Below are 22914 nucleotides of genomic sequence, written 5' to 3' on the forward strand. Positions count from 1 at the left end.
CGAGAGGGAGGCGTGATGGCAATCCGACCGGCAGAACAGATCATCCACAAGGCCGCCTGGCTGTATTACGCGCATGGCCTGCGGCAGGACGAGGTGGCAAAGCAGCTCGATATTTCGCGGGCTTCCGTCGCCATGTATCTGCGCAAGGCGCGCGAGACCGGCATCGTCAACATCTCGACCTCGACCCAGCTCTTCGCTGAGGACGTGCTGGCGCGCCAGCTGGAGGATGCGCTGAAGCTCGATGCCGTCTGGATCGCGCCGCAAACTGAGCAGGCCGCCGATCCCACGGCCGAAGTGCCGGTGCTGGCGGCGAGCGTGTTCCTCGAACTGGTCCGGAAGGGCGACCGCATCGGCGTCGCCTGGGGCAGGACGGTCTATGCGATCGCCGACATCATGTCCTACGCCGACCTGCAGGAAGTGACGGTGGTGCAGCTATGCGGCAATCTCGGCGCGCCATATTCCTATCGTCCCGACCAGTGCACGATGGAGATCGCCCGCCGGCTGAACGCCCAGGGCATCAATTTTTATGCGCCGCTGGTGCTGACCACGGAGGCGCTGGCGCGCGATCTGCGCGCCGAACCGGTGATCCGCGAGCAGCTCGCGAGCATTTCGGACTGCGATCTCGCGCTTTATTCGGTCGGCACCGTCGACGCGGACAGCCATGTGGTCAAATGCGGGGCGCTCACCCCCGACGAGATGGACGCCTTGCGCCAAAGGGGCGCTGCCGGCGTCATTGCCGGGCAGATCATCGACGCCAGAGGCGCGGCGCTCGACTGCAGCTACAACCGCCGGGTCATCTCGGCTGATTTGAAATCGCTGGCCGCCATTCCGAAACGGCTGATGGTAGTCCAGGAAGACAAGAAATTCGAGCCGCTGATCGCGGCCATCACAGGCGGGCTGTGCTCGCATCTGGTGGTCGGAGCAGGCATGGCGCGGCGATTGCTGGATCACGCGAAAGCCATGGCGGGATAATTCGCGGATGGATGTGTACGGGACCGTCATCGGCGCGTCACAGCATTCCTGTCTCAACAAACAAACGAAGAAACCGGACCTAGCATCATGAAAAACCTATGGGATGACGCCGAAGCCGAACGCCTTGTTGCCGATTACGCGAAGAAGGGCGTCTCACGCGACCTGACGCTTCGCGTCTATACCACCCGCCTGCTTGGCGGTGAGCCGCGGCTGGTGCTGCATGGCGGCGGCAATACGTCATGCAAGACCAGAGTCACCGACCTCGTCGGCGACGAATGGGACGTGCTCTGCGTCAAGGGCAGCGGCTGGGACATGGGCGTGATCGAGCCCGCCGGCCTGCCGGCCGTGAAACTCGCGCCGCTTCTCAAGGCGCGCTCGCTGGAAAAACTTTCCGACGAGGACATGGTGGCACTGCAGCGCGCCAATCTCATCGACCCGTCCTCGCCGAATCCGTCGGTGGAGACGCTGCTTCACGCTTTCCTGCCGCACAAATTCGTCGACCCACACATTCAACGGCCATTCTCGCCGTTGTCGACCAGGCCGACAGCGAGGCGCTATGCAGGAAAGTGTTCGGCAGCAAGATGGGCTTCGTGCCTTACATCAAGCCGGGCTTCGATCTCGCCAAGGCGGCGGCCGAAATCTACGACGCCGATCCCTCCGTCGAAGGACTGATCCTAGACAAGCACGGCATCTTCACCTTCGGCGACGACGCTAGGCAGGCCTATGACCGCATGATCCACTATGTGACGGCGGCCGAGGACTATGTCGCCGCCAACGGCAAGCCACCGGCTGCCAAAGCGGCGCTGCCGCGCAAGCTCGCAACGCCGGAGGACATAGCGCCGGCGCTGCGCGGAGCGGTGGCGGTCTCGCGCGGCGAAGGCCGCTTCGACCGCATGATCAGCGATTACCGCACGTCGGACGCGATACTCGACTTCATCGCATCGGAGAAGATCGCCGACTATGCGGGCCGCGGCGTCTCGACGCCCGACCTGTCGATCCGCATCAAGACCGGCCCGATGGCGCTGCCGGCGCCGGACGCCGACGCGGCCGATGACTACAAGTCCGTCATCAAGCGGCATGTCGAACAATTTGCGGCCGATTACCGCGCTTATTTCGAGACGAACGACGCGCTGGACGATGTTTCGCGCACCATGCTCGACCCGATGCCGCGTCTGACGCTGGTTCTGGGGCTCGGCATGTTCGGACATGGCCGTACGCTGAAGGATGCGAAGATCGCCTCCGACGTCGGCGAGATGTGGATCGAGGCGGTGCGCGGCGCCGAAGCGATCGGCGATTTCCGGCCGCTCGCCAAATCCGACCTCTTCCCGCTCGAATACTGGTCGCTGGAACAGGCCAAGCTCGCCTCCAACAAGCCGAAGCCGTTGACGGGCCAGGTGATGCTGGTGACCGGCGGCGCCGGCGCGATCGGCACCGCCACGGCAAAGCTTTTCGCCGCCAATGGGGCGCATGTCGTGGTGGTCGACCTCGACGCGGATAAGGCGGTCGAGGCGGCGAAGAAGGCAGGCAACCATTCGATCGGCGTCGGCGCGGACATTACCGATCCGGCGCAGGTGCGCGCCGCCTTCGACAAGGCCGTCGCTACTTATGGCGGCGTCGACATCCTCGTCTCCAATGCGGGAGCTGCCTGGGAAGGCCGTATCGGCGAACTCGACGACGCCATCCTGCGTAAGAGTTTTGAACTCAACTTCTTCGCCCACCAGTCGGTGGCGCAGAATGCCGTACGCATCATGCTGGAGCAGGGCACCGGCGGTGTACTCCTGTTCAACGCCTCGAAGCAGGCGGTCAATCCCGGTGCAAAATTCGGCGCCTATGGCCTGCCCAAGGCGGCGACGCTGTTCCTGTCGCGGCAATATGCGCTGGAATATGGCGCGGACGGCATCCGCTCCAACGCCGTCAACGCCGACCGCATCCGCTCGGGGCTATTGACCGACGCCATGATCGCCAGCCGCTCCGGCGCGCGCGGGGTGTCGGAAAAGGAATACATGTCCGGCAATCTTCTCGGCCAGGAAGTGACCGCCGAGGACGTGGCGCAGGCCTTCCTGCATCAAGCGCTGGCCGAGCGGACGACCGCCGACGTGACCACCGTCGACGGCGGGAATATAGCGGCGGCGCTGAGGTAGCGCGATTCCCTAATGCAAAAGGGCGGCCCTCGCGAGCCGCCCTTTCATCATCCTCATAGAGAAGCAGTCACTTTGTCGGCAGCGGCATCCACGCCGGCATGGCGACGTCGGCATGGGCGAATTGCGGCAGTTTCGCCGAAAGTTCTTCCATGTTCTTGATATCGTTCTCGTTCAACTGCGCCTGCGTGATCAGCGTCGGCGGCACGATGACTTGTCTGCCTGGGTCTTCACCTGCCAGCATCATGGCGAGTGCACGCACCGAAACTTGGCCGACCACTGCCGGATTGGTGGCGGCGGTAGCCGCCCAGGCGCTGTCCGGTTCACGCATCGCCGCTATGTCTGACGTCGAGATGTCGGCCGAATAGATCTTGATGTCGGAAGAGAGCCCGGCTTCGTCGACCGCGATTTTCACGCCCTTGGCGAATTCGTCATAGGGCGCGAACATCACCTTGATGTCGGGGTTGGCCGATAGCACCGAGCGCGCCTGGTTGGCGACCGAATTGGCGATCGGATTGTCGAGCGTGCCGAACATCGCCGCCTCGTTGATGCCCGAATATTTCGCCTTGAACTCCTTCCAGGTCTCGTCGCGGCGGTCGAGCGGCGCGATGCCCGCGACGTAGACGTAGCCGGCCTTCCAGCTTTCGCCATTGTCCTTGATCGCCTGCTCGAGCGCGAGGCGGGCAAGGTCGCGGTCCGACTGCTCGATCTGCGGGATTTTTTCATTCTCGACATTGACGTCGAAGGCCACGACCTTGATGCCCGCGTCAACGGCACGCTGCGCGGCTTCTTTCATGGACTCGGTCAAGCCGTGCTGGATGATAATGCCGTCGACGCCGAGCGCGATCGCCTGGTCGACCATGTCGGCCTGGAGGGCCGCGTCCTGCCGGCTGTCGAGCACGCGCAGGTCGACGCCGAGCGCCTTGGCCTGCGCCTCGACACCCGACAAATATGCCTGGAAGAAGTCGCCGGTCGAGAGATAGCGCACCAGCGCGATCTTGACCTCGCCGGGATTGTCGAACGGCGCCGGCTTGTCCTGCGCCAGCGCCGGCGCCTGCATCAGCATGGTCGCGCCGGCTAGGCCCAGCGCCATTTTGCCCAGAATTCTGCGTGTAATGTTCATTCCCGTCTCCTCCGTTGATCCGACGATATTTTCTAGGCTCTGCCCCGGTTGGACAGCGCGAAGGTAAAAACCAGGGCGACGACAAGGACGACGCCCTTGATGAAGTCCTGCGTGTAATAGGGCGCGTTCATCATGGTCAGCCCCTGCAGCAGCACGCCGACAAAGAGCGCACCGATGGCGGTGCCGAAAGCGTTGGGCTTGGCCGCGCCCAGAACCGCAAAACCGATGAGCGCCGCAGCGACGGAATCCAGCAACAGATTGTTACCCGAGGCAATGTCGCCGCGTCCAAGCCGGGCGGCGAGGAGAATGCCGCCGATGGAGGCGAAAACTCCCGAAATGACGTAGGCCCAGATCTTGTATGCCTTGACAGGCGCGCCTGCCAATTCCGCCGCTCGCGGATTGCTGCCGACCGCATACATCATGCGGCCGAAACGCGTATATTCGAGGAAGAACCAGATCAGCACGGCAAGCACTAGGAGAACCACGACCGATACCGGCAGCAGATTGTCGATGAAGAAATCGAAGCGGTGGCGGCCGAGGGCAAGGAAATTGGCGCTGAACTTGCCGGCCGCGACCGAACCGTCCGGCATAGTCATGCCGGTGGCGATGGAGCGGCCTTCCGTCGGAATACGCTGTAGGCCGACCAGCAGGAACATCATGCCGAGCGTGGCCAGGAGATCGGGAACGCGCATATAGACGATCAGGAAGCCGTTGATCAGCCCGACTACGACGCCGATCAGCAGGCAGGCGGCGACCGCTACCACCGCGTTCTGCTCCAGCACCACCATCACATAGGCTGCCGCCATCATGGCGCTGGTCGCAACCGAGCCGATGGAGAGGTCGAAGCCGCCGACGACGAGCGTGGCGGTTACTCCGAGCGCCAATATGCCGGTGATCGCCACCGATTGGAAAATGAAGACGGCGCTTTGCGGCGAGGCAAAACCGTCGGCCGAAATCGCGAAATAGGCGATCAGCCCGAAAAGCAGGACCAGAAAACCATAGCGGATGGCGAGGTCGCGCAGGGTCATTCTGTCCCTTCGAGCCGCGCGGCCGCTGTCACGCAATGCAAGTTCATGCCCTTTGTCGCTCAATTCGATCCTGCCTCACATATTCAAGCCGCGCCGCGCAGCGGTTGGCCCGCCACTTCGGCGAGCAGCCGGTCCATATCGATATCCGCGTTGCGGTGCTCGCCGACGATGGTGTGTTCGGACATCACCAATATGCGATCCGCCGTCTCCAGCGCTTCGTCGAGTTCGGTCACGAAGATCAGCGTCGCCCGTCCGCCGGAACTCGCCCGAAGCTTCGCCGCGATGTCACGCCTTGCCGAAATATCGACGCCCTGAAAAGGCTCGTCGAGGATGAAGAGGCTGGCCGGCTGCGACATCCAGCGCGCCACCATCACCTTCTGCTGATTGCCACCCGACAGCGTACCCATCTCGTCCCGTTCGGTCCGGCAGACAATGCCGAGGTCGCCGATCTGCCGCCGTGCGGTGGCCCGCTCGACGTTGCGCCTGAGCACGCCCAGACCTGAAAGCCGCTTCAGGAACGGCAGGCTGATGTTCTCGTAGATGTTGAAATCCTGGACGATGCCGTTGTCGCCGCGGTCCTTGGCAACCAGAAAGACGCCGGCAGCGATCGCTTCGCCCGGCGTCGCCGGCGCGTAGCGCGTGCCGTTCAGCACCATCGTACCCGAGAGCGGCGCGCGCGCGCCGAACAGTGTCTCGGCCAATGCCGTCTTGCCGACGCCGACAAGGCCGGTGACGGCAACGACTTCGCCGGCTCCTAGCGTCAACGAGATTGGCCTGGCGCCCTCGGCGATGCGCAGGCCGTCGACGGCCAGAACCGTCTTTGCCGCCTCGTTGACAACGATCCGGTCGAGATGGATCCTGCGGCCGAGCATGGCGTTGACCGCGCCTTCATAGTCGAGTGGCTTATCCTCGAAGACGCCGCTGATCTTTCCGTCGCGCATCGAAACGATCCGGTCCGCCAATCGGCGGATGTCGGACATGCGGTGCGAGATGTAGAGGATCGCGACGCCATGCGCTCGCAGCCGGTCGATGACGGCGAAGAGCCGGGTCGCCTCCGCACTCGACAGGGAGGAGGTCGGCTCGTCGAGGATCAACACTTTCGGCTCGTGCGCCATGGCGCGCGCGATCGCCACCATTTGGCGATCGGCGAGCGACAGATTGTTGATCCGCGACCTGAGGTCGATGGCCAGACCCATACGGTCGGCCACGTTCTTCGCCTCACGGCGGACGCGGCGCGGATTGAAAAATGTCGGCGCGCCGCTTCCGCTCAGCCGGTCGAGCGTGAGATTGGTGGCGACATCAAGGTCGGCGACGACGCCGTCATTGATGTTCTGGTGCACGGTGACAACGCCGGACCGTATCGCCTCTGCAGGCGTAGCCGGCGCAAAATCATCGCCGCCTAGCTTCATTGCGCCGCCGTCGCGGGCATAGACACCGCTGATGATCTTGACGAGGGTGGATTTGCCGGCGCCGTTGGCGCCCATCAGCACTGTCACTTCGCCCGCATGCAGGTCGAGAGAGACGCCGCCAAGCACCTCAATCCGGCCAAAGGATTTTCTCAGCCCCTCCACGCGGAACACGGCATTTTCGACCATGCCTTTCCTCCCTGACTTCAACGCTATGAACAATGTCGGCAATTGTCAACACGATTGACAATTGCCAGAGCGGTTCCTAGTTTGGACCAGTCGCCATTGCTCCATTATGATGGGAACACGCAGCGGGGGAGGCCGGAGTGACGATGAGCGAACCGTTTGAAGCCTTGTCGATCGAGACATTGGCCGCGAGGCTGGGCGCTACTGAGGCGCTGACGTCGCGGATTGGCGAAAACGCCTCGGCCTGGAAAGTGCGTGAGGTCGGCGACGGCAATTTGAACCTCGTCTTCATCGTCGAGGGCGAAAAAGGCGCCGCGGTGGTCAAGCAGGCGCTGCCCTATGTCCGTCTCGTTGGCGAAAGCTGGCCGCTGCCCTTGAAGCGCTCCTTCTTCGAATATCACGCTCTGACCCGCCAGCAGGCGAGGGCGCCGGGCTCGGTGCCGGAGATCTATCATTTCGACGAGAGCCAGGCGCTCATCGTCATGGAGTATCTGTCGCCGCCGCACGTCATCCTGCGCAAGGCGCTGATCGAAGGCCGGCAGTTGCCGAACATCGCCAACGATATCGGCCTGTTCATGGCGCGCACGCTGTTCCGGGGCTCCGACCTCTCCATGCCGACCAAGGAGCGCAAGGCCGATCTGGCGCTGTTCGCCGACAATGTCGAGCTGTGCGACATCACCGAAAACCTGGTGTTCTCCGATCCCTATTTCGACGCGAAGATGAATCGCCACACCTCACCGCAGCTCGACGCGCTGGTTGCCGAATTGCGCGCCGACCGCGATGTTAAGGTTGAGGCTCAGCGCCTGAAGCATCTGTTTACGGCCAATGCCGAGACGCTGCTGCACGGCGACCTTCACTCCGGCTCGATCATGGTGACCGAGGCCGAAACGCGGATGATCGATCCGGAATTCGCCTTCTACGGCCCGATGGCCTTCGACGTCGGAATGTTGCTCGCCAATTTCTGGATGGCCTTCTTTTCGCAGCGAGGGCATGAGCACGACGGAGACCGCGCCACCACGCGCGTTTATCTCATCGACGTGATCGTCGAGACGTGGTCGGTATTCCGCAAGGAGTTTTCGCATCTCTGGCGCACCGAGCGGACGGGCATCCTCTATCAGAAAAGCCTGTTCGAGGATCAGGGCGACACGCTCGGCGCGGAACAGGCGCTCGACCAGATGCTTCATTCCATCTGGACGGACATGCTGGGCTTCGCCGGCATCGAGATACACCGCCGCATTCTGGGCCTAGCGCACAATGCGGACTTCGAAACCATTGCTGATCAGGACCTGCGCGCTAACTGCGAGGCAAAGGCGCTGAAGTTCGGCCGTCAGATCGTGGTCAACAGGCGGAATATCCACAGCATCGACGAGGTCAACGCGCTCGCCATACTTATGGAAAAAGGAACCGTATCGTGAAAGTTGCGGACCGCCACTACCGCACCATCTGGCCGGGCGAGGATGGCCGCTCGGTCGAGATCATCGACCAGCGCTGGCTGCCACACGATTTCCGCGTCGAGAGGATCGACACCGTTGCCGGCATCGCCACCGCGATCCGCGACATGTGGGTTCGCGGCGCGCCGCTGATCGGGGTGACGGCAGCCTACGGCGTGGCGATCCAGATGGCCGACGATCCGTCTGATGAGGCGCTCGACGCGGTCTGGGAAACGCTGCACGAGACGCGGCCGACCGCTATCAATCTGCGATGGGCGCTGGACGAGATGCGCGCCTTCCTGCGACCGCTGTCGCTAGAGCAGCGCGCCGAGGCCGCCTTTCGCCGGGCCGGCGAGATTGCCGACGAGGATGTCGGGCTGAACCGAAATATCGGCGTCAACGGACTGGCGATCATCAAGGAGATTGCGGCCGGAAAGAAGCCTGGCGCGCCGGTGAACATACTGACGCACTGCAATGCCGGCTGGCTGGCGACCGTCGATTACGGCACCGCCACTGCCCCGATTTATCTGGCGGTGGAAGAAGGAATTCCGGTTCACGTCTATGTCGACGAGACGCGCCCGCGCAATCAGGGTGCGCAGCTGACCGCCTGGGAAATGGCCGGGCATGGCGTGCCTCACACGCTGATCGTCGACAATGCCGGCGGCCACCTTATGCAGCGAGGCGAAATCGATATGGTGATCGTCGGCACCGACCGCACCACGGCCAATGGCGACGTCTGCAACAAGATCGGCACCTATCTGAAGGCGCTCGCGGCGCACGACAACGGCGTGCCGTTCTATGTCGGGCTGCCGTCGCCGACCATCGACTGGACAGTCGGCGACGGTCTCAAGGAAATTCCGATCGAGCAGCGCTCGGGCGACGAAGTGTCGTTCGTCTGGGGCAAGACGGCGTCCGGCGAGATCGTGCAGGTGCGTGTCTCGCCCGAGGCTACCGGCGCTGCGAACCCTGCCTTCGACGTGACCCCGGCGCGGCTGGTGACGGGGCTGATCACCGAGCGTGGCATCGCGAAGGCGTCGCGCGAGGGATTGAAGGCGCTGTTCCCGGAACGGAGCTGAGGGACGATAGCGCCCCTCTCCTGTCAGCATCTGTCAGGAATGTTTTCCTTGGCTTTGTCCACACCCTCCCTCAATGCCCGCATACTTCATCCCGGCAGCTTGCTGGTGGGAACGGGTGTGCACGACCGGCATCCAGGCAAGTGTGGCGCCGGAGATGATTCCCGCATGGTCGTGCGGGGCGCTCCGGCCCCGGGTCGAACCTGTGCGCCCGCGCTTTGTCCCAGATTACCGGGACAGGGCATGGGCCGGGAGCGGCAAGGGGAGAAAACGCCGGCGGCGCATGGCAGCGCGTCACTAAATTAAATTGATTAGGCGTCGCTGCCATGCGCCGCTTCCCACAAATGGCCAGACGCGAAAGCGGGCGTGGCAACGGAGAGGTGCGCCTTCACATGACCCGGAAGACAAAACCCCAAGATCGAGTTCAGCCCCGATTGCGGCGAAGCCCCGAGGGTCCGAAGCGGAGAGGTGCGCTACAAAACCTTAGTCGAAAAAGAAGCCATCCATCGACGAGGGTGAGACGTTACAAAAAGTCGGCCCTGTGCGGCGTGAACGTGTCGACCAGCCGGCCAGCTTCGACCGCCTTCACCCCGTGTACAAGATTTGACGGGACGATAAAGCTGCTTCCCGCCTCCAGCGTTTCGGTCCGCCCGTCGATGGTGACCTCGAAACGGCCTTCGGCGATGTAGCTCGACTGCACATGCGGGTGAGAATGAAGCGCGCCGACACCGCCTTTCTCGAAGGCGAACTCCACGACCATCAGTTCGTCAGTGTAGAGGACGACGCGTCGGCGGTTCCCGTCGGGAGTAGGCGTCCACATTCCTTCGCCCGGATGCGAAAAAATCTTTTGTTTGGACATTGCAAGCTCCTATCTCGCCAGCCAACCGCCGTCGACGGGGATGACTGCGCCATGCATGTAGTTGGAAGCCGGCGCCAGAAGAAAGACCGCGGCGTCGCCTATGTCGGCGGGAACACCCCAGCGGCCGGCCGGAATCCGTGCCAGGATCGAGGTGCTGCGATCCGGATCGGCGCGCAGGGCGGCGGTGTTGTTGGTCTCGATGTAGCCCGGCGCGATGGCGTTGACGTTGACGCCCTTCTGCGCCCATTCGCAGGCGAGCAGCCGCGTGATACCGAGCGCGCCGTGCTTCGAGGCGGTGTAGGACGCGACCCGGATGCCGCCCTGGAAGGAAAGCACCGAGGCGACATTGACGATGCGGCCCTGGCGCTGCTCGGCCATAACGCGGCGGCCGAACGACTGGCAGAGGAAGAACAGCGACTTCAGATTGACGTCCATGACGTCGTCCCAGTCGGCTTCGGTGAAGTCGACCGCGTCGGCGCGCCGGATGATGCCGGCATTGTTGACCAGCCCGTCGATCGGCCCGTGCGATTCCCAGGCTTGATCGAGCATCGCCTGCGCCGCTTCATGGTCGCCGAGGTCGCAGCCGATCTCCACGAACTTTGCGCCGGCCGCCGAGACCAATCGCGCCGTCTCGTCCATGGACGAGCGACCGACGCCTATGACTTCGCCGCCGGCCTTGGCGATCGAAATTGCGATTCCCTGGCCGATGCCGGTGTTGGCGCCGGTGACGACGATGCGCTTGCCGGCGAGGCTGAAGGCGGAAAGATCACTCATCGCAAGTCACCGATCGCGACTGGGTCGACGTCGGTGTAGTCGACATTGTCGCCGGCCATTGCCCAGATGAAGGCATAGTTGGACGTGCCGGCGCCCGAATGGATCGACCAGCCGGGCGACAGGATCGCTTCCTCGTTCTTGATGACGAGATGGCGCGTCTCGTCCGGTTCGCCCATGAAATGGAACACCCGCGCCGCCTCGGGCAGGTCGAAATAGAGATAGGCTTCCGAGCGCCGGTCATGGATGTGGCAGGGCATGGTGTTCCACACCGACCCCGGAGCGAGCTGCGTCATGCCGACGACGAGCTGGCAGGTCTTTGCGCCTTCCGGATGGATGAACTGGAAGATCGACCGCTCGTTGGAGGTCGCCTGGCTGCCGAGGTCGAGCCGCTTGGCGTCGCCGATCTTTATGTGCGTCGTCGGGTGAGACTGGTGGGCGGGCGCGCTCAAGAGATAAAATTTGGCCGGGGCCGAAGCGTCGGCCGAGGCGAAGGAAACCGATTCCACGCCCATGCCGACATAGATCATGTCGCGAGGGCCGACCGCATAGGATTGCCCGCCCGCCTCGACCGTGCCTGCGCCGCCGACATTGACGGCGATGAGTTCGCGCCGGTCGAGAAAATTCTTCGTGCCGGTCGGCTTGATCGCCTCCAGCGCCAGCGGTTCGCCGACAGGCATAGCGCCGCCGACGATCATCCGGTCGTAATGCGTGTAGGTGAGCGAAATGCGGCCGCCCTGGAAAAGGCCTTCAATGTGGAAATTGTGCCTGAGCTCATCGGTGCCCATCGCGGCAGCCGCGGCGGGATCGATGGCGAAGCGGGATGCGTAGTCGATATGGTTTTGAGTCATGAAACTGCTTTCTGGGGGAGGATGCTCAGGAGGAACGGGGCTTGCCGATGCCCAGCATGTATTCGGCCTGCTGGCCGTTGAGCCGGGCGCGGTAGCGCTCCTGGCTGGCCGAGAGGTGAGCGCGCATGGCCGCGCGGGCGGAATCCGGATCGCTCGCGGATATGGCGTTCAGAATGGCAAGATGCTCGCGCTGCAGGCCAACCTGGTATTCATGGGTGAGAACGCTCTCGGTCCCCCAGGGCGACGCCACGTCGCAGGGAATGGTCCGGCTGCCGAGCGCGTCCAGAACCTCGACGTAGAACGGATTGTTGGTGGCCGCGGCGATGGCGCGGTGGAAGGCGAAGTCGACCTTGCCGGTCGCCTGCCTCGAATCAAGCAGCCGCTCGAACTCGAAGAACGCCTCCTGGATGCGCGCCTCCTGCGCGCTGTTGCGGCGGGTCGCGGCAAGGCCCGCGCTTTCGATCTCGATGCCCATGCGTACTTCCAGCACGTTCAGCGCATGCGAGATCTTGTTGCCGAGTTCATGGCTTATAGCGGCAAACGCCTGCGCCGGATGATTGATGACGAAGACGCCGGCGCCCTGCCTCGCCTCGACCAGCCCGTCGGCCGCGAGCGTTGCGATCGCTTCGCGGATAACGGTGCGGCTGACGCCGAAGGTTTCGGTCAACTGGCTCTCGGTCGGCAGCTTCTGGCCGGGCGCGAATTCCCCGGACAGAACCTGCCCGCGGATGGCCGAAACCACGCTTTCGGACAGCTTCGGCCTGCGCTCGATCCTCAGATCGACAGCTGTTTCGGACGCCATGTCGCTCTCCTATTTGAACACGCCCGGCAGCCACAGCGAAATTGCCGGGATGTAGGTTACCAGTCCGAGCACCACGAGCCCCGCGCCATAGAACGGCCAGATCGAGCGCATGGCTTCCCACACCGAGATTTTGCCGACAGCACAGGCCACGAACTGGACGGCGCCGACCGGCGGCGTGTTCAGCCCGATGCCGAAATTCAGGATCATGATCACGCCGAAATGCACCGGATCGATGCCGTAGGCCTGCGCCACCGGCAGGAAGATCGGCGTGCAGATGATGATGGTCGGTCCCATATCCATGAATGTGCCAAGCACAAGCATCAGGACGTTGAGCAGGAGCAGCACCGTCAGCGGGTCGTCGGCGACGGCCTTCATCCAGGCTACCAGCGAGGCCGGCACCTTGAGGAAAGCCATGAGCCAGGAGAAGGCGGCGGCGGTGCCGATGATCAAAAGCACCATCGCAGTCGTACGCACCGCGCCCTGCGTGGCATGAACGAAATCGTTCCAACTCATCTGCCGGTAAACGAAAAAGGTTATCAGCAACGCGTAAAGCACGGCGATGCATGAGCTTTCCGTCGCCGTGAAGATGCCGGACCTCACCCCGCCGAAGATGATGGCGATCAGCAGAAGCCCGGGCAGCGCGACAGCGAGCAGATGCGCCACCATGGCAAAGCCGGGGAACGGTTCTACCGGATAACCCCGAGAGCGCGCGACGATATAAGCGGTCACCATCAGAGCAATCGCGAGCAAGAGGCCGGGCAATATGCCGGCGGTGAACAGGTCGGCGATGGAGATTTTGCCGCCGGCGGAAATCGAATAGATGATCATGTTGTGCGATGGCGGCAAAAGCAGCGCGATCAGCGCCGCCATTGAGGTGACGTTGACAGCATAATCCGCGCCGTAGCCGCGCTGCTTCATTTGCGGGATCATCAGGCCGCCGACGGCCGCGGCTTCCGCCACTGCCGAGCCGGAAATGCCGCCGAACAGCGTCGCGGTGACGATGTTGACCTGGCCGAGGCCGCCACGCACGTGGCCTACCAACGATGCGGCAAAGGCGACAATGCGGCTGGCGATGCCGCCGCGCACCATCAGATCGCCGGCGTAGATGAAGAAAGGGATGGCAAGCAGCGAAAACACGCTCATGCCGGAATTCAGCCGCTGGAAGACGACCAGCGGCGGCAGGCCCATATAGAGTACCGTCGCGAAGCTGGCGACGCCGAGGCAAAAGGCGATCGGCGTGCCGATCAGCATCAAAGCGGTGAAGACACCGAACAGGATCCAGAGTTCCATCGCGCTATACTTTCAATTTGACGTTCGGGTCGGCATTGATGTTCTCGATCTCGACGGCGATCTCGGCCGGCAAAATCTCATCCAGCGCATCGTCGATAGGTTCGCCGGCGAGGCGCAGCACGATGCGCTCCAGCGTGAAGATCACGGCAAGCACGCCGCCGCCGGCGAGCGGCAGATAGTCGAACGCGCCGGAAATGCCCAGCGACGGCAAGGTGGTGTTCCAGGTCAGGCTCATGAGCGCGCCGCCGTACCAGATCATGCCGGCCCCGAAGGCGAGAATGACCACGTCCGAGATCATGCGCAGGACGCGCTTTCCGGATTTCGGCAGCACGTAGAGCAGCACATCGAAACCGAGGTGGTTGTTCTCCCGGATGCCGACAGCGGCGCCGAGGAAGATGAACCAGCTCATCAGCATGACCGAGCCCGGCTCCGTCCAGCTCGGCGAGTCGTTCAGCACATAGCGGCAGAATACCTGCCAGGCGACGAAGGTCGTCATCAGCACCAGGCCGGCGCCGGCGAGCCACAGGGCGGCGTTGCTGAGGCGGGCCAGGAAATTGACGGCGGGTGTCAGGCTATTCGACATAAGGGGCCTCGTCGAATTGGCGTTCACCCTCCCTTATCGGGAGGGTCGGTGATTGAGCGAAGAGCTGGATGAACCGGGGTGGCGGCCAATATCCGCCACCACCCCGATGATTACCTTCGCCCCTCCCACAAGGGGAGGATAAGCTGCGGCTACTGCACCGCCTTCACGTCCTCGACCATCTTCTTCAGCACATCGTCGGTGACATGCTTCTCATAAACCGGGGCCATGGCATCGATGAAGCCCTGCTTGTCCGGCGTCGTGAGCTGCGCGCCGAGCTTCTCGACGTTGGCGCGTGATTCAGCAACCTTGGCGGCCCAAAGCTCGCGTTGCTTGGCGACGCTATCCTTGGCTGCCTGCTTGAAGATCTCCTGATCCTCCGGCGTCAGCTTGTCGAACGCGGCCTTGTTCATCACGAACACCTCGGGAAGGATAGTGTGCTCGTCGAGTGAATAGTTCTTCGCCACCTCGGCATGCTTGGCGGTGTCGTAGCTCGGGAAATTGTTTTCCGCGCCGTCGATGACGCCGGTTTCGATGGCCGAGTAGACTTCGCCATAAGGCATCGGCGTGGCGTTGGCGCCGAGGGCCGCGACCATGTCGACGAAGATGTCGGACTGGATGACGCGGAATTTCAGGCCTTTCATGTCCTCAACCGAGTTGATCGGCTTGGTCTTGTTGTAGAAGGACCGCGCGCCGGCGTCATAGAAGGCGAGAACCACAAGGCCGGCCGGCTCGAAGGCTGCTTTGATCTGGTCGCCGATAGGCCCGTCCATGACCTTGTGCATATGGTCCTCGGAACGGAAGATGTATGGCAGAGCGGGGACGATCGTCTCCTTTACCGTGCCGTTGAACGGCGCCATGGAGATGCGGTTGAGTTCGATGACGCCGGAGCGGACCTGCTCGATCGTGTCCTTTTCCTCGCCGAGCTGCGCGGAGTGGTACACCTCGACAGCGTAACGCCCCTGGGTGCGCTCCTTGACCAGTTCGCCGAAATACTCGACGCCCTCGACCGTCGGATAGCCGTCCGGATGCGTGTCGGACGATTTCAGGACCGTCTGGGCGTTCGCCACTCCGATCATCAGCGCAGCGGCAGCGACGGTCGCGGCCGCGAATTTGGTGAAATGCAACATGAAGTTCCTCCCTTGGATGTGTTGCTTCGGCTAGAGCCTGTAGGCGCGCTTTGCGAGCCCGTAGGCCAGTTCCTGCGCAAGCTCGTGCGCCTCGCTTTCGGCCAGGCGATGCTCGGCCACGAGACGTGCGAGAAATGCGCAATCGACCCGGCGCGCAATGTCGTGGCGTGCCGGTATGGATGGAAATGCCCTGGTGTCGTCGTTGAACCCGACGGTGTTGTAAAAGCCGGCGGTCTCGGTCGTCATCTCGCGGAAGCGGCGCATGCCCTCGGGACTGTCGTGGAACCACCAGGCGGGGCCGAGCTTAAGCGCCGGATATACGCCCGCCAGCGGCGCCAGTTCCCGCGCATAGCTGGTTTCGTCCAGCGTAAAGACGATGACAGTGAGATCAGGTTCGGTGCCGACACAGTCGAGAAGCGGCTTCAGCGCGCCGACATAATCGGTCCGGGTCGGTATGTCGAAACCCTTGTCGCGCCCGAATTTCTCGTAGATCGAAGGCGAGTGGTTGCGCCAGGAACCGGGATGGATCTGCAGCACAAGGCCGTCATCCAGGCTCATCTTGGCCATTTCGGTCAGCATCTGCGCGCGGAAGAGCCGGTGCTCGCGCTCGTCGGTGGAACCGCGGCGAATGCGGTTGAACAGTTCCTCGCCGGCGGCGTCGGATAGATTGGCGGTTTCGGCGGTCGGGTGGCCGTGGTCGGACGAGGTCGCGCCGAAACTCTTGAAATAGGCGCGACGCGCGCGATGGGCATCGAGATAGCCCTGCCATGTGCCGGTATCGCAGTCCGTGATCTCGCCAAGCTGGTCGAGATTGGCGGAAAAACCTTCGAAATCGGGATCGACTATCGAGTCCGGCCGGTAGGCGGTGACGACGCGTCCGGCCCAGCCGCTTTCGCGGATCATCCGGTGCCAGCGAAGATCGTCGAGCGCACCCTCGGTGGTGGCGATCACCTCTATATTGAAGCGCTCGAACAGCGAGCGCGGGCGGAATTCGTCGCGGGCAAGCAGTTCTGCGATGCGGTCGTAATGCGCGTCGGCAGTCCTGGCGCTCAGCGGTTCGGCGATGCCGAACACATCCGAAAGAACGTAGTCGAACCACAGCCGGGTGGGAGTGCCGCGGAAAAGGAAAAAATTCTCGGCGAAGCGCCGCCAGATTTTCCGGCCGTCGGTTTCGACCGGGCTGCCGTCGGAGGTCGGCACGCCGAGTTCCTCCAGCCGAATGCCCTGGCTGAACAGCATACGGAAGACATAATGATCGGGAACGATGAGCAACTGCGCCGGGTCGGAAAAGTTGGCGTTCTCGGCAAACCAGCGTGGATCGGTGTGGCCGTGTGGGCTGACGATAGGCAGCTTGGCGACGCCGGCGTATAATTGCCGGGCGATCAGGCGCGCGCCCGCCTCGACGGGAAACAGCAGGTCCGGATCGATCAACGCGCTCATGTTTTCTGGAAGGCCCTCCCTGACCATCCGAAATCTGGTATGGATCAAGCGGTGTCATGTCAACATACAAAAAATATACTTTTGTATGATGACTTTGCACCGGCGCTTGTGTAATCCCGGAGCCGATTTCGAGCTTCGGGAGGGGCAGGCATGGCAATTCGTGCGCCAATTGCGGAAGGTGGCGGGATGGCTGAACGCCTGTCCGGGCGATCGCTGAACCGGCTGCCCACAACTATCCTCAAATCCTCTTACGACCGTGCCCAGATCACTCCGGGGATCGTGCATCTCGGTGTTGGCGCCTTCCACCGCGCGCACCAGGCCGCCTATGTCGACGACTGTCTCGGTAACGGCGAAACAGGCTGGGGCATTGTCGGCGCTTCGCTGCGCAGCGGCGATACGCGCGATGCGCTCGAGCCTCAAGATGGCCTCTATACGCTTGCTGTGCGCAGCGGCGAGACGGAGAGCCTGCGCGTCGTCAGCGCTATCCTGTCGCTGTTGGTCGCCCCGGAAAATCCGGCGGCGCTGCTCGATGCCATGGCCGATCCGCGAACCCGCATCATCACGCTGACCGTCACCGAAAAAGGCATACCTGCGCAATGCCGCAGGCGATCTCGATGCTTCGCATCCGGACATCGTCGCCGATCTCGTCAATCCCGGCACGCCCAGAACCGCACATGGCTTCCTGCTCGAAGCGCTAGTTCGCCGCCGCGCTGCCGGAACGCCGCCGTTCACCGTGCTGTGCTGCGACAACCTTCCCGCCAACGGCGCGACGCTGCGCCGGCTGCTCGTTCAGTTCGCCCAACTGCGCGACGCCGACATGGCGCGCTTCATTCGCGACGAGGTGGCGTTTCCTTCAAGCATGGTCGACCGCATCGTGCCGGCGACCACCGACGCCGACCGCGCCCGCGTCGCCGCCGAACTCGGCGTCGCCGACGCCTGGCCGGTGATGACGGAGCCATTCTGCCAATGGGTCGTGGAAGATAATTTTCCCGCCGGCCGGCCGGCATGGGAAAAATTTGGCGTCACCATGGTGCGCGACGTGACGCCGTTCGAGGACATGAAGCTCAGGCTCCTCAACGGCTCGCATTCGTCTATCGCCTATCTCGGCCTCCTGAGTGGCCACGAGACGGTGGCAGCGGCTTTTTCGGACCCGGCAATTCGCAAATTCGTCGATGGCCTGTGGGCGGAGGCGATCCCGACGCTACCCGAAGGCGGCGGGCTCGACCCTCAGGCCTATATCGGAGAACTGGCGGACCGTTTCGCCAATACGGCGCTTGCGCACCGCACAGCGCAGATCGCCAACGACGGCAGCCAAAAACTGCCACAGCGCATTATCGCCTCGGCGCTGGAGCGCGTTGCTGCCGACGCACCTGCCAATCATCTGATGCTGGCCGTCGCAGCATGGATCGCCGCTGCCGAGGCGAGGGGAAATGCGCTTCCCGCCGGCCACTTCACCGACCCGCTGGATGAAGGGCTTGCTGCGATTTTCTCACGCAAATTGTCAGCGCGCGACACCGTAGACGCGGTGTTCGATCTTGCCGGCTTCGCCAAGGGTTCGGCGCATCGCGGGCGGCTGGCGGAAATCACCGCGGCGCATCTCGAAGCCCTGCGCAGCAAGGGCCCTACGGCCGCGATGGCCTCACTTGATGGAGTTCGATCTTGAGACAGACCTGGCGCTGGTTCGGCCCCGACGATCCCGTAAAGCTCTCCCACATCCGCCAGGCCGGCGCAGTCGGCGTGGTCAGCGCGCTTCACCACCTGAATGACGGCCGCGCCTGGCCGCAGGATGAGTTTTTTAAGCGCAAAGCCGAGATCGAGGCCGGCGGACTGACCTTCGACGTGGTCGAAAGCATCGTTGTCCACGAGGACATCAAGACCCGCACCGGCCGCTATCGCGAGCTGATCGAGAACTACAAGGCTTCGATCCGCGCGGTGGCCGCCGCCGGCATTGAGACCGTCTGCTACAATTTTATGGCGATCACCGACTGGACGCGCACGGATCTCGACTATCCGATGCCGCATGGCGGCACGGCCTTGCGCTTCGACATGGTCGAGTTTTGTGCGTATGACGTGCTTGTCCTGAAGCGCCCCGGCGCCGAAGCCGAACATCCGGCCGAGCGCATCGAGGCAGCCCGTGCGCATCTTTCCAAGATGAGTGAAAGCGATCTCGCGCGACTGGAAAAGAACCTGATCGGCTGGGTGCCGGCGCGTGAATTCATCTACGACCGCGACAGTTTCCGCCGCGCGCTCGCCGTCTACGACGAGCTTTCGCGCGAAAATTTCCGCGATAATCTCATCTCATTCCTGCGCGAGATCGTCCCGACTGCCGAGGAGGCAGGCGTCAGGCTGGCGATCCATCCGGACGATCCGCCGTTCCCGATCTTCGGCCTGCCGCGCGTGGTGTCGAGCGCTGAAGATGCACGGGCGATCCTCGCCGGCTGTCCGTCGCCGTCCAACGGGCTGACGCTTTGCACCGGCTCCTATGGCGCGGGGCGGCAAAACGATCTGGTCGCAATGGCGAAAGAGTTCGCACCCAACATCCATTTCGCCCATCTGCGTAATGTCAAGCACGAGCCCGGCGGCTCCTTCCACGAGGCCGAGCATCTGGAGGGCGACACCGACATGATCGCCGTGGTCCAGGCGCTGATGGCCGAGGAGCGCCGCCGCAAGGCGGAGGGTCGCGCCGACTGGGAGATGCCGATGCGCCCGGACCATGGGCACGCGATCGTCGATGACATCGGCAAGAAGGTGAACCCCGGCTATTCCTGCATAGGCCGGCTGAAGGGGCTTGCCGAACTGCGCGGCGTGATGCGTACCATAGAGGCTTTCGGGGGCTAGCCGAAGCAGGAGGAACAGCGGATGGCGAAAACGCGCATAGCCGTCATCGGGCTCGGCATGGCGTCGGCGCCGCATGCCAAAAGCCTCGCCGATCTCGCCGGGCGTGTCGAGGTCGCCTATGCCTACAGCCTGACGGAGGCGCGCCGCGCTGCCTTTGCCCAACAGTTCGGCTTTCCGGTTTCCGGCGATCTCGACGCCATCTTTGCCGACAAAACCGTCGGCGCGGTAATGTTGCTCACGCCGCCCAGCACCCATCTCGATCTGGTGCGGCGGGCAGCCAATGCCGGCAAGCACATATTGCTTGAAAAGCCGATCGAGATAGGCATCGAACGAGCCGAGGAACTGGTCGCCGCCGCCGAAAGGGCAGGGGTGACGCTCGGCGTCGTGTTGCAGCACCGCTTCAAATCGGCGAGCGCCGCACTGGCAAAGCTCCTCGCCGAGGGCCGGTTCGGCGACATCGTTGGCGCGTCGGCGCGGACCTACAATTGGCGGCCGCAGAGCTATTACGACCAGCCCGGCCGCGGCACGAGAGCGCGCGATGGTGGCGGCGTGCTGCTTACGCAGGCAATTCACACGCTCGACCTCCTGATCTCGCTTGCCGGCCTGCCGAAAGCGGTCTGCGCGTTCGCAGCGACCAGCGCTGTCCACCGGATGGAGACGGAGGACATCGTCGCCGGTGGCCTGCGCTACGCCAATGGCGCGATCGGTACCGTCAGCGCGACCACCTGCGCCTATCCGGGTTTTCCGGACCGGATCGACATCATCGGCACGAAGGGCACGGCGATGATCGAGGGAACGGCGCTGAAGGTTGCATTCCACGACGGCACGGCCTTGGCTATCGGTGCGGAAGCGGGCCCCGGCGGTGCCGGCGCCGACCCGATGGCGTTTTCGCACGAAGACCATCGCTCCGTTCTGACGGATTTCCTCGATGCTGTAGAAGGCGGGCGCGAGCCCAAGATTAGCGGTCGCGAGGCGTTGAAAGTGCATTGGCTGATCGAGGCGCTGCTGCGCTCGGCCAAGAGCGGCAGGGCGGAGGCCGTGGCGGAGTGAACCAAGCGGCTGAAAGGCTGCAGCAATTCGGCAAGTCACGTCGGGGATCGCGTCGCGGCCTTATGCCGTTCGAAAGTTTACTGCGTGCCCCCCAGGGCGCGTCTGCAGGCGAGGTTGAGCAGGGCCGGGCAGCCGGGCATCTCTTCGACATTCGGCCATTGCGACCTGAAGCGTTCCTTGATGTTAAAATTCAGGCTCACGACGGTGTAGAAGTTCGCTCCGAACCTGTATCCGCGCGCGATGCTGACCCGGCCGTCGACGGTGGAGCGATTTGCGGTCTGGACAAGCTCGATCCCCCTGATCGTTTCCGGATTCATTCTCCCGGTGACGGGAACGTCGGCAAGCGGGCCGAGGTTGGATCCGGGCGAAGGGGTTTTTCCGATGAGCGAAAGAAAGAACTGGACGAGCAGAATGTCGTCGACGGAACTGTTTTGGCCGTTGCGGCCAACCGAGGTATCCACGTTGTAGAAGACCGGAACGCCGGAAACGGGCGGTCTCGGCGCGAGTACATGAACCATCGCATCCCCCAAAGGCTCAGGCATCCCGTGGAAAGGCCGAAACGACAGTCAAGCCCACCGGCCGAATGCTGTCAATCTCAATCCGCCGATCGTCTGCCATTGACCGACGGCGCATTCCAAACAACTCTGGTACTCCCGCGGTCGATGCGAAGCGGAGCGATGGAGGCAATACGATCAGATGAATGAACACGCGCGAAAACGGCGCGTCGCCTTGGTCGGCACCGGCCACCGCGGCGCCGGCACGTGGGGCAGGGAACTGCTCGCCAATTGCGGCCAATGGGTTGAGTTCGTCGGGCTTTCCGACCGGAATTCCATGCGGCTGGAGCGCGCCCGCGCGGCGATCGGCACGGCAGTGCCGATCTTCGCCGACCCTCACGCCATGCTTTCGGCGACCAAACCGGACATGCTGATCGTCTGCACCCGCGACGACACGCATGCCGAAATGATCGTGGCGGCGCTCGAAGCGGGCGTGGACGTACTGACTGAAAAGCCCATGACCACGACGGCGGAGATGTGCCGGCGCATCCTGGAAGCGGAGCGCCGTACCGGGCGGCGCGTCGACGTGGGTTTCAACTACCGCTTCTCGCCGACGGCGAAGGCCATCAAGAAAGTGCTGCTGTCCGGCGCCATCGGCGAAATCGTCTCGGTCGATTTCCACTGGTATCTCGATGTCCAGCACGGCGCCGATTATTTCCGCCGCTGGCACGCCTTCCTCGCCCATTCCGGCAGCCTGTTCGTTCACAAGGCCACGCACCATTTCGACCTGCTGAACTGGTATTTGGCGTCCGACCCGCAGGAGGTCTTTGCCCGCGGGGCGCTCCGCCGCTACGGGCGCGCCGGCCAGTTCCGCGGCCCGCGCTGCAAGATCTGCCCGCACGCTTCGGTCTGCGACTTTCACATCGACATCGGCCGCGATCCCTGGCTCGACATGCTCTACGAAGAACCGTCGCGCGAGGACGGCTATTTTCGCGACGCCTGCGTGTTTCGAGAGGAGATCGACATCTTCGACACCATGAGCGCGGCGATCCTCTATGAAAACGGCGTCCAGGTTTCCTATTCGCTCAACACCTTCATGCCGATCGAAGGCCATCACCTCGCCTTCAACGGCACGAAAGGCCGTATAGAAATCCGCCAGTACGAGCGCCAGGCATGGGAGATGCCGGACGAGGACGAGATTCTTGTGATGCGCAATTTCGGAGCGGCGGAGCGCATTCATATCCCCCATCAGCCAGGCGGGCATTTCGGCGGCGACCTCGCGCTGCAAAATATGCTGTTTGCGCCCGGCGCGACCGATCCGCTTGGGCAGCGGGCGGGCGCCCGCGCCGGCGCGATTTCCGTCCTCACCGGCGTTGCCGCCGTCGAGAGCGCCCGCATCGGCCAGCCTGTGCAGGTAAAGCCGATGCTGGACGAGCCAAAATCAATTTGATTG

18 protein-coding genes and 2 pseudogenes are annotated in these 22914 nt (G+C 63.3%); 8 read left to right on the top strand and 12 right to left on the bottom strand.

The window, feature by feature from the left end; translation table 11 throughout:
• Positions 1 to 15 precede the first annotated feature (15 nt).
• Positions 16 to 972, top strand: coding sequence for a sugar-binding transcriptional regulator (locus ACG873_RS09135; RefSeq protein WP_394891424.1), 957 nt, complete (start codon positions 16 to 18; stop codon positions 970 to 972).
• Positions 973 to 1059: 87 nt separating this feature from the next.
• Positions 1060 to 3113: pseudogene (locus ACG873_RS09140) on the top strand (bifunctional aldolase/short-chain dehydrogenase).
• Positions 3114 to 3180: 67 nt separating this feature from the next.
• On the opposite strand, the gene ACG873_RS09145 reads toward ACG873_RS09140, so the two are convergent.
• The 3 genes from ACG873_RS09145 to ACG873_RS09155 form a co-directional block, all read right to left on the bottom strand.
• Positions 3181 to 4233: a substrate-binding domain-containing protein gene (locus tag ACG873_RS09145; protein WP_394891425.1), complete on the bottom strand. Its 1053-nt coding sequence runs from the start codon at positions 4231 to 4233 to the stop codon at positions 3181 to 3183.
• A gap of 32 nt (positions 4234 to 4265) precedes the next feature.
• Positions 4266 to 5261 carry an ABC transporter permease gene (locus tag ACG873_RS09150; protein WP_394891426.1) on the bottom strand — a complete coding sequence of 332 codons (996 nt, stop codon included), beginning with the start codon at positions 5259 to 5261 and terminating at the stop codon, positions 4266 to 4268.
• An 83-nt stretch (positions 5262 to 5344) separates the two neighbouring features.
• Positions 5345 to 6856 (bottom strand): sugar ABC transporter ATP-binding protein, encoded by a 1512-nt coding sequence (locus tag ACG873_RS09155; protein WP_394891427.1) that lies wholly within the window; start codon positions 6854 to 6856, stop codon positions 5345 to 5347.
• A 137-nt stretch (positions 6857 to 6993) separates the two neighbouring features.
• Here ACG873_RS09155 and mtnK point away from each other — a divergent pair, with 137 nt between their 5' ends.
• The gene (gene mtnK, locus ACG873_RS09160; protein ID WP_394891428.1) at positions 6994 to 8268 is read left to right on the top strand and encodes an S-methyl-5-thioribose kinase; all 1275 of its coding nucleotides are present in this window, start codon (positions 6994 to 6996) and stop codon (positions 8266 to 8268) included.
• Positions 8265 to 9359 (top strand): S-methyl-5-thioribose-1-phosphate isomerase, encoded by a 1095-nt coding sequence (gene mtnA / locus ACG873_RS09165; RefSeq protein ID WP_394891429.1) that lies wholly within the window; start codon positions 8265 to 8267, stop codon positions 9357 to 9359. Before mtnK ends, mtnA begins: the two co-directional genes overlap by 4 nt.
• 520 nt (positions 9360 to 9879) lie before the next feature.
• Here the strand turns inward: mtnA and ACG873_RS09170 are convergent.
• The 8 genes from ACG873_RS09170 to uxaC all read right to left on the bottom strand — a co-directional run bounded on the left by ACG873_RS09170 (position 9880) and on the right by uxaC (position 17079).
• Complete coding sequence (locus ACG873_RS09170) at positions 9880 to 10215, bottom strand: cupin domain-containing protein (RefSeq protein WP_394891430.1); 336 nt, start codon at positions 10213 to 10215, stop codon at positions 9880 to 9882.
• A 9-nt stretch (positions 10216 to 10224) separates the two neighbouring features.
• A complete protein-coding gene (kduD, locus tag ACG873_RS09175; RefSeq protein ID WP_394891431.1) occupies positions 10225 to 10989 on the bottom strand; it encodes a 2-dehydro-3-deoxy-D-gluconate 5-dehydrogenase KduD in 765 nt (254 codons plus the stop codon).
• A complete protein-coding gene (gene kduI / locus ACG873_RS09180; protein ID WP_394891432.1) occupies positions 10986 to 11837 on the bottom strand; it encodes a 5-dehydro-4-deoxy-D-glucuronate isomerase in 852 nt (283 codons plus the stop codon). The genes kduD and kduI overlap by 4 nt, the downstream gene beginning before the upstream one ends.
• 25 nt (positions 11838 to 11862) lie before the next feature.
• Entirely contained in the window at positions 11863 to 12639 is a 777-nt protein-coding gene (locus ACG873_RS09185; protein WP_394891433.1) for a FadR/GntR family transcriptional regulator, read from the bottom strand.
• A gap of 9 nt (positions 12640 to 12648) precedes the next feature.
• The gene (locus ACG873_RS09190) at positions 12649 to 13929 is read right to left on the bottom strand and encodes a TRAP transporter large permease (RefSeq protein ID WP_394891434.1); all 1281 of its coding nucleotides are present in this window, start codon (positions 13927 to 13929) and stop codon (positions 12649 to 12651) included.
• A gap of 4 nt (positions 13930 to 13933) precedes the next feature.
• Positions 13934 to 14512 carry a TRAP transporter small permease gene (locus tag ACG873_RS09195; RefSeq protein ID WP_394891435.1) on the bottom strand — a complete coding sequence of 193 codons (579 nt, stop codon included), beginning with the start codon at positions 14510 to 14512 and terminating at the stop codon, positions 13934 to 13936.
• A 149-nt stretch (positions 14513 to 14661) separates the two neighbouring features.
• Positions 14662 to 15639, bottom strand: coding sequence for a TRAP transporter substrate-binding protein (locus ACG873_RS09200; RefSeq protein ID WP_394891436.1), 978 nt, complete (start codon positions 15637 to 15639; stop codon positions 14662 to 14664).
• A 30-nt stretch (positions 15640 to 15669) separates the two neighbouring features.
• Entirely contained in the window at positions 15670 to 17079 is a 1410-nt protein-coding gene (uxaC, locus tag ACG873_RS09205; protein WP_394891437.1) for a glucuronate isomerase, read from the bottom strand.
• Positions 17080 to 17265: 186 nt separating this feature from the next.
• Here uxaC and ACG873_RS09210 point away from each other — a divergent pair.
• The 3 genes and pseudogenes from ACG873_RS09210 to ACG873_RS09220 all read left to right on the top strand — a co-directional run bounded on the left by ACG873_RS09210 (position 17266) and on the right by ACG873_RS09220 (position 20967).
• Positions 17266 to 18742: pseudogene (locus ACG873_RS09210) on the top strand (mannitol dehydrogenase family protein).
• Positions 18739 to 19917, top strand: coding sequence for a mannonate dehydratase (gene uxuA / locus ACG873_RS09215; protein WP_394891438.1), 1179 nt, complete (start codon positions 18739 to 18741; stop codon positions 19915 to 19917). The pseudogene ACG873_RS09210 and the gene uxuA overlap by 4 nt, the downstream one beginning before the upstream one ends.
• Before the next feature lie 21 nt (positions 19918 to 19938).
• The gene (locus tag ACG873_RS09220; protein WP_394891439.1) at positions 19939 to 20967 is read left to right on the top strand and encodes a Gfo/Idh/MocA family protein; all 1029 of its coding nucleotides are present in this window, start codon (positions 19939 to 19941) and stop codon (positions 20965 to 20967) included.
• A 77-nt stretch (positions 20968 to 21044) separates the two neighbouring features.
• Here the strand turns inward: ACG873_RS09220 and ACG873_RS09225 are convergent, their stop codons facing one another.
• Positions 21045 to 21485, bottom strand: coding sequence for a hypothetical protein (locus ACG873_RS09225; RefSeq protein WP_394891440.1), 441 nt, complete (start codon positions 21483 to 21485; stop codon positions 21045 to 21047).
• 178 nt (positions 21486 to 21663) lie between these two features.
• On the opposite strand from ACG873_RS09225, the gene ACG873_RS09230 reads away from it, so the two are divergent.
• Positions 21664 to 22911 carry a Gfo/Idh/MocA family protein gene (locus ACG873_RS09230; RefSeq protein ID WP_394891441.1) on the top strand — a complete coding sequence of 416 codons (1248 nt, stop codon included), beginning with the start codon at positions 21664 to 21666 and terminating at the stop codon, positions 22909 to 22911.
• Positions 22912 to 22914: the final 3 nt, after the last annotated feature.

This window comes from Allomesorhizobium aridi, from assembly GCF_043769475.1.
Classification (GTDB): Bacteria; Pseudomonadota; Alphaproteobacteria; order Rhizobiales; family Rhizobiaceae; genus Allomesorhizobium.

Bases quoted from the DNA above. Each gene is read 5' to 3' on its own strand.
- ACG873_RS09135 (WP_394891424.1), top strand. From the start codon at position 16: ATGGCAATCCGACCGGCAGAACAGATCATCCACAAGGCCGCCTGGCTG.
- ACG873_RS09145 (WP_394891425.1), bottom strand. From the start codon at position 4,233: ATGAACATTACACGCAGAATTCTGGGCAAAATGGCGCTGGGCCTAGCC.
- ACG873_RS09150 (WP_394891426.1), bottom strand. From the start codon at position 5,261: ATGACCCTGCGCGACCTCGCCATCCGCTATGGTTTTCTGGTCCTGCTT.
- ACG873_RS09155 (WP_394891427.1), bottom strand. From the start codon at position 6,856: ATGGTCGAAAATGCCGTGTTCCGCGTGGAGGGGCTGAGAAAATCCTTT.
- ACG873_RS09170 (WP_394891430.1), bottom strand. From the start codon at position 10,215: ATGTCCAAACAAAAGATTTTTTCGCATCCGGGCGAAGGAATGTGGACG.
- kduD (WP_394891431.1), bottom strand. From the start codon at position 10,989: ATGAGTGATCTTTCCGCCTTCAGCCTCGCCGGCAAGCGCATCGTCGTC.
- kduI (WP_394891432.1), bottom strand. From the start codon at position 11,837: ATGACTCAAAACCATATCGACTACGCATCCCGCTTCGCCATCGATCCC.
- ACG873_RS09185 (WP_394891433.1), bottom strand. From the start codon at position 12,639: ATGGCGTCCGAAACAGCTGTCGATCTGAGGATCGAGCGCAGGCCGAAG.
- ACG873_RS09190 (WP_394891434.1), bottom strand. From the start codon at position 13,929: ATGGAACTCTGGATCCTGTTCGGTGTCTTCACCGCTTTGATGCTGATC.
- ACG873_RS09195 (WP_394891435.1), bottom strand. From the start codon at position 14,512: ATGTCGAATAGCCTGACACCCGCCGTCAATTTCCTGGCCCGCCTCAGC.
- ACG873_RS09200 (WP_394891436.1), bottom strand. From the start codon at position 15,639: ATGTTGCATTTCACCAAATTCGCGGCCGCGACCGTCGCTGCCGCTGCG.
- uxaC (WP_394891437.1), bottom strand. From the start codon at position 17,079: ATGAGCGCGTTGATCGATCCGGACCTGCTGTTTCCCGTCGAGGCGGGC.
- ACG873_RS09220 (WP_394891439.1), top strand. From the start codon at position 19,939: ATGGCGAAAACGCGCATAGCCGTCATCGGGCTCGGCATGGCGTCGGCG.
- ACG873_RS09225 (WP_394891440.1), bottom strand. From the start codon at position 21,485: ATGGTTCATGTACTCGCGCCGAGACCGCCCGTTTCCGGCGTTCCGGTC.
- ACG873_RS09230 (WP_394891441.1), top strand. From the start codon at position 21,664: ATGAATGAACACGCGCGAAAACGGCGCGTCGCCTTGGTCGGCACCGGC.